Source organism: Candidatus Caldatribacterium sp. (genome assembly GCA_014359405.1).
Classification (GTDB): domain Bacteria; phylum Atribacterota; class Atribacteria; order Atribacterales; family Caldatribacteriaceae; genus Caldatribacterium; species Caldatribacterium oleiphilum.
The window spans coordinates 1-6,189 of the sequence record JACIZN010000094.1 but is presented as its reverse complement, the minus strand read 5'-3'; the positions used below and the strand labels follow the sequence as shown (position 1 = coordinate 6,189).

The 6,189-nt window shown below is 51.8% G+C and carries 3 protein-coding genes and 1 pseudogene (1 of these 4 only partly in view); all 4 read right to left on the bottom strand.

The features are described from left to right. A pseudogene (locus H5U36_07745) lies at positions 1–664 on the bottom strand (outer membrane lipoprotein-sorting protein); it reaches 111 nt to the left of the window's first position. Then, entirely contained in the window at positions 661–3,435 is a 2,775-nt protein-coding gene (locus H5U36_07740) for an MMPL family transporter (GenBank protein MBC7218014.1), read from the bottom strand. The pseudogene H5U36_07745 and the gene H5U36_07740 overlap by 4 nt, the downstream one beginning before the upstream one ends. A gap of 90 nt (positions 3,436–3,525) precedes the next feature. After that, positions 3,526–4,581 (bottom strand): transposase, encoded by a 1,056-nt coding sequence (locus tag H5U36_07735; GenBank protein MBC7218013.1) that lies wholly within the window; start codon positions 4,579–4,581, stop codon positions 3,526–3,528. A 109-nt stretch (positions 4,582–4,690) separates the two neighbouring features. After that, on the bottom strand, positions 4,691–6,189 hold a 1,499-nt coding region (aroF, locus tag H5U36_07730), incomplete at its 5' end, for a 3-deoxy-7-phosphoheptulonate synthase (GenBank protein MBC7218012.1).

Below are 6,189 nucleotides of genomic sequence, written 5' to 3'. Positions count from 1 at the left end.
CATCTTTCAGAGAGAGTTTGAGAATTTGGATGCTTCCATCTTCTCTCTCCCGGATTTCATGGACCTCAAGAGTCTTCCAGAGGTTACCGGCAGTGTCAAAAAAGTCGATTTTCTTGAAGTAGAACTTCTCTTTGTCCACAACCATAGCAAGTTTTCCGTACTTTGAATCCGATTTCTTCGGTGTGAGTTCCAAATAGTAGTTCGCCTCGTCTTCCCCTTGGAGAACGCTCTCGTAATCTTCTTCCCCATACCCCGCGGAGAGATCGTCGTAACTAAAGTCGGTCCCCATGAATTTTTCGCTCTTACTCGAGCCGGCAATGAGACGAACCTTCTTGTACGCAGGCATGTAGAGGTAGATCTTTTCTCCGTTCCGAAGGCTCAAAAGGGTAACACCCTTCACATCCGCAGGGCTCAGGAAACGGAAGATAACCGAAGTCTTATCATCTCCCTCGTCTTTGAGGTACATGACCATCTCTCGAACCTCTTCCTTCCCCGAGGCATCGACAAGGGTAAGCTTTCCAACCGTTTTCTGAGTGGTGAACTGGGTACGCCGAGCCTCCACCTCATCGAGAATTTCCTCTGCGGTAAGGGCAAGAGCATGCCCTCCCACAAAGACAATCACAAAAAGCAAAAGCATAGAGAGAACAGAGAGAAAACGCTTCATGGGGAAACCTCCTTTCGTTTTGTATTCTCATCCCCAAGGTACTCCTCAAGATGGAGCACAAGGGAAAGCGCAATGAAAGTGTAGAAAACTCCAAGAAGGAGCACCGTCGCCACAAGGGAACCAAAAACCCGCAACATGTGAATTCGGGAAAGGGCCATAACGTAGAGCCCCCCGGCAACTCCCAAAGCGTTGAGAAGAATGCCTCTGCCTGTGTTGAGGAGGGTTACTCTGAGAGCATAGGAACCCGAGTTTGTAGCAACCTCCTTGTACCAGCGGGCTGAAAAGTGGATGGCGTAATCAATACCCGCACCAATGGCAATGCTTGCCACCATGAGAGTAGCTACGTTCAGGGGAATCCCAAACCATCCCATGACCCCAAAGGAAGTCGCCACAGTTAGGAGAATGGGAATCATGGCAATACTTGCCCGACGCACCGAGGCAAGCTGCAAAAGGAGCAGGCCAAAGACAATACCAAAAGCCAGGACCATGCTCTTAGCCTGCTGGCTGAAAAGCATCTCGTTGACACGGTTACTGATAATTGGAGTACCCGTAATCCGATAGGTAACGGCAATGTCTCCCTCCTCATCTTCAAGGTACGCCACTTCGTCGAGGATTTCATAGAGAGCAAAATCGCATGCCTTCTCGAGCTCCTTGCCCTGGAGCTCCTCAAGCCTTGACCGTAGACTCCTTACCTTTTCCCTTTTTGCAACCCGCTCAAGAGACGTTCTGAGAACCTCCCCAAGGTACAGGGCGCTGTCCGCATCCAGGGCGAGATCCTCCTCAAGGACCTTCTCAAAAGGGAGTCCCTCAGCAAGAGCCCGCGCAAGAGCCTCCCGAACCCCTTCAAGATCAAGGCCGAGATCCTCTATTTCGAGTTGAGCATCCTGGGCAACCTGAGCAAGAAAAGAAGGATCAGGTGTTACGAAGTCCTGCCAGGGTTTACCAAGGAACTCACGGACAACTTCCCAAACGGTGTCCCGGGGAAGAGAAACCCCAAAGAGAAGAAGGTCATCGGTGATGGTTTGCACCAACGCGTCGCGAGCAACCGCATCCTCAAGAGCAACCTTCTTCACCTTTTTAGGACGACTGGCAAGGAATGCCTTTGCCTCTTCAAGTTCTCTCTTGAGTTCTGCCGATGTTGTCTCCTCGGCTCTGAACTCCACTATTGTCTCCTTCTCATCTGCAGAAATCCTCCCTTTCAGGTACTCGCTATCCCCCACAAAAAACCAGAGATTCTGGATTTTTTCCTCATCGGCGGGTATTGCTCGCCATCCTTCCATGGCCTCGTTGAGATCGAGGAGAAAAGAAGCCAGAGAGGAAGGTTCCTGGAAATTGTGGAAGCGCTTCAGGTACTGAGCAATGCGGACCATCTCCCGGAGCACAAACGGCTCCTTGAGGTTTTCTGTGGCTACGTAGAGGTAGTTGTAATCCGTGCTCCCGAATCGGTCCTTAAAGTATTCGACAAGCTTCGTTATGGGGTGTTCCGCCCCCATCTGCATTCGGATGGTGGTTTCCACATGGATTCTTGGAATACCCATGCAGAGAAAGAGCGTAACGCCCACAAGAAGGGCAAAAACAGCACGTCTCCGATGGAGCAGGGAATGGCTCAAGAAAAGAAGGAAACGGTGGAAATGGTCACTTCTCTCTTTCGAAGGAGCGTTACCGCCTTTCTGGCGGAGCGGAAAAGCTGCGTACAGCGCCCCAAGGGAAAAGGTTGCAAGGACCATGCCGAAGAAAACCCCCAGGGCCGCGTAAAGACCAAAGTCCGATACCGGTCGAATTGCAGCAGTAAGAAGCGAGAGGAAGCCTCCCATTGTGGTGAGAGCACTCATGAGAATGGGCAAGAAAACACCCTTAAGAGTTTGCTCAACCGCTCTTGCACTCCCTGCGAGAGCACACTCCTCATGGTATCGGTTAATGAAATGAATCCCATAGGCACTGACAAGAGAAAGGAGGAGCACCGGAAGCGACGCCGAGATAACGGTGAAGGATTTTCCAAGGAACACCGCTACTCCCATAGCCCAGGAAGCAGCAAGAAGAGCGATGACAATCGGGAGCAGAGTCCCCCGAATGCTTCGGAAACCCCAGAAGAGAATGGCAAGGAGTACCCCTCCTGCCACAGGGGTCAAAAAGCGCATGTTCCGCTGCGCATCTTTTGACATCTCCTCCATGATGACGCGCGCTCCAAAAAGGGTAACTCGCACATCCTGGGGAATCTTCTTGGCGAGGATCCGCTCTACCTCACGAATGGCACTCGACTGGTCCACATTATCAAAAAAGGAGATGAGTACAATTGTCCCCTTCCCATCAGGGGTGACAATTTTTCCCCAGACAAGGTCATTTCTCCTCAAACGCTCCTCAAGTTGCCGGGCCTCCTCGAGGGTTTTCGGGAGGGCTTCCACAACTTCTCGAACTTCAACACCGTACTCCGTGGCGAGAATCTCCGGCATGTTGGTGAGGGCGGTTACCCCTTGAACGGAGGGGAGATTCCCTATCTCTTCAACAATTTCCTGGAGGAGGGAAAGGTTCTCAGGGGTAAAGAGATTGTCAAACTCTAAGGCAACAATGAGGTTCTTCTTCTGGAAACCGGAGAATTTTTCCTCTAAGGAGTTATAGAAGGAAATTTCCGGATCGTTTTCTGGGAGATACCTGGTGATATCATCCTCAAAGCGTATCCCTTGCAGTCTCCAGAAGAAAAGGAAGGAAAGGAAAATCGTTACTCCGAGAATGGGCCAAGGATGTTCTTGTATCCACCGAGCAAGGCGCTCCATTGCTCCACCTCCAGGAATCATGAACTGACCGTTCAGTCGAAAAGTATACCGCGTGCTTTCTTTTTCTGCAATTCCCTGTTTAGGTTCACATCATGTGGGACACTCTACAATTCCAGTATCCCTCAGGTACTCCCAGGGAGTCCTGTACCCTAAACTCCAATGAGGTCTTCTTCGATTATACACCTCTTCCGTCCACCTCTTGAGGTGGTCCCTCATGGTCTTGAGATCAACGGCATCATCGTAGTAGGCCCAGAACTCTTCCCGGAAGGTCCGATTCAGTCGTTCCACCACCCCATTGAGTTTGGGGGAACGGGGAGGAAGGACGAAGAGCTCAATGCCATATTCTCTGCAGGCCTCCTCAAACTCCCCATAGAACTCACTCCCTCCATCCACCTGGATACCCCGTACAGGAAAGGGACTCTTTTGGAGGAGCTCTTCGAGGAACTCCCGGGCTAATCCTGCAGTGGCTCTCGTGTAGAGGGAAGCAAAGGCAAAACGGGAGACAACACAGCTCCCCGAGAACTGCTTGTAGACCACTCCAGGAAGGGGGCGAATCTCCAGGGTATCAATGGCGATGAGGTCTCCGGGTTCTTTGGGGATGTAGTCCTTGGGTTTCCTCTTGGCATAGGGTCTTTTGGTCCTTGCACTCTTTTTCACCTGGACTTTCTGGACTCTTGCTTCCTTGAGGACTCCTCGTCTTCTCAAGTACCAGAGGATCCTCCCTACGGTGGAAGAGGAGACCTCAAAACCCTCTCTTTTGAGGAAGAGGGTGAGCTTCTCCTTTCCCAGGAAGGGATAGGTCTCTTTGAGCTCTTGAATCCGCTCAACGGGCTCTCGAGTCCACCTGGGTTTGTGGACCTTCTTGGGTCTTCTGGAGGGTATCAGGCTCTTCAGATTCCTGGGGTTGAACTTCTTCTTCCAGCGGTAGTAAGTGCTCCGGGCAATGCCGTATCTCCTGCAGGTGACAGCAACAGGGTGTTTTCTGGCAAAGTCGAGAACCTCAAGGCGAATCTTGGCTTTCTTGGAGAGTCCATGGATTTTGGCAAGCTTTGCCAAAGAGGCATACCCAAAGAGGGACTCAAGGTGGAGTGAGGAACCGGAGAAACGGGATAGACTTTCCGTTCCTCTTGTGCTACTCTTTGCCATGGGAAGAGAGGCCTCCTTTCTGCGATTTCTTTCCTTGGAGTTAGGATACAGGCCTCTCTTCTTTTTTGTCTACCCTACCTGTTGCAGATCTGTGTGAACCGGGACATCCCTACGATCCAAATCCAGAGTCCTCGAGTTTCCAGGCATTCTTGTAACTGCCAAGGATCCGAAGGAGGGTGCTTTTGGACCTCAATTCCTCAAGGAGCTCCCGATACTTCTCCTCGACAAGGTTTCCTTCCCAGTCCACGTAGAAGAGGTACTCCCAGGGCTTCCCCACAAGGGGACGGGACTCGAGCTTCAACAGGTTAACTCCCCGACGAGCAAAGACCCCAAGAGCTTCGTAGAGGGCTCCCGGATAGTTTCGCAGCGCAAAAACGCAGGAGACTTTGTCGTGTTCAAGGAGAGGTTCAAAATGCCTGGCAATAATGATGAAGCGGGTGAAGTTCCGGGGATTATCCTCGATTTCCTCCTCTGCCCTCTCAAGGCCGTATTTAGCGATGGCCTCCTCACTGGAGATGCACCCGCTTCCCGGACCAAATTCCACCGTCCTTCGTGCAGCCTCTTCGGTATTTCCCACGTTGATGATCCGGACATTTCTGAGGCTCTCGAGGAATTTCCCGCACTGGGCAAACCCTTGGGGATGAGCAAAAAGCACCTGGAGGTCCTCTCGCCCTGTTCCAGGGTAAAGCCCAAGATGTTGAGAAACACGAATGAACCGTTCTCCGACGATAAATATCTCCGGAAACTCAAGAAGAAGGTCAAAGTTGTGGTGAATGCTTCCTGTTATGGTATTCTCAATGGGAAGCACCCCATGAGTAGCTTCACCACGAGACACCCGCTCGAAAATCTCTCGGAAGTTCTGGCAGGGGAGAAACTCGGCGTTTTCTCCAAAAGAACGCCGGGCAACCTGAGAACTGAAGGACCCCTGCTCCCCGAGGAAAACCACTCGGGATTTCCCAGAACTCTTCGGAACCGAGGACATTCTGAGAAACTCCTCGGCAACAACCCTTTTCTGGAGTTCTCTGCCCACAAGAACACTAATGACCTCAAGGTCCCGCATGAGCTTCCGGAACTGATCAGGGCGAAGGCTCTGGGGTCCATCAGAGAGAGCCCGCTCAGGCTCCGGGTGCACCTCAACCATAACCCCATCAGCTCCACAGGCCAAAGCAGCTCTGGCCATAGGAATGACCTTCTCTCGGAGACCTGTGCCATGGCTCGGATCGACAATGACAGGAAGATGCGAGAGTTCCTTAATGAGGGGGATGGCTGTAAGGTCGAGGGTGTTCCTCGTGAGGCGCTCAATAGTTCGGATGCCCCGTTCACAGAGAACGACCTGGAAATTCCCAAGGCTCAGGATGTACTCGGCTGCGAGGAGGAAATCTTCAATCGTCGCCGACATACCCCGTTTCAAGAGCACGGGTTTTCGCAACGTGCCCACCTTTTTGAGAAGTTCAAAGTTCTGCATGTTCCGTGCCCCAATCTGAATCATGTCAGCGTAAGCAGCAACGATTTCAGCGTTTTCAGGACTCGTAGCCTCAGTAACAATCGGAAGACCAAAGCGCTCTCTGGCTTCGGCAAGAATTTCGAGCCCCTCTAATCCCAATCCCT

Excerpts from the sequence above, each read along its gene's own strand:
- H5U36_07740 (MBC7218014.1), bottom strand. The coding sequence starts at position 3,435 with ATGGAGCGCCTTGCTCGGTGGATACAAGAACATCCTTGGCCCATTCTC.
- H5U36_07735 (MBC7218013.1), bottom strand. The coding sequence starts at position 4,581 with ATGGCAAAGAGTAGCACAAGAGGAACGGAAAGTCTATCCCGTTTCTCC.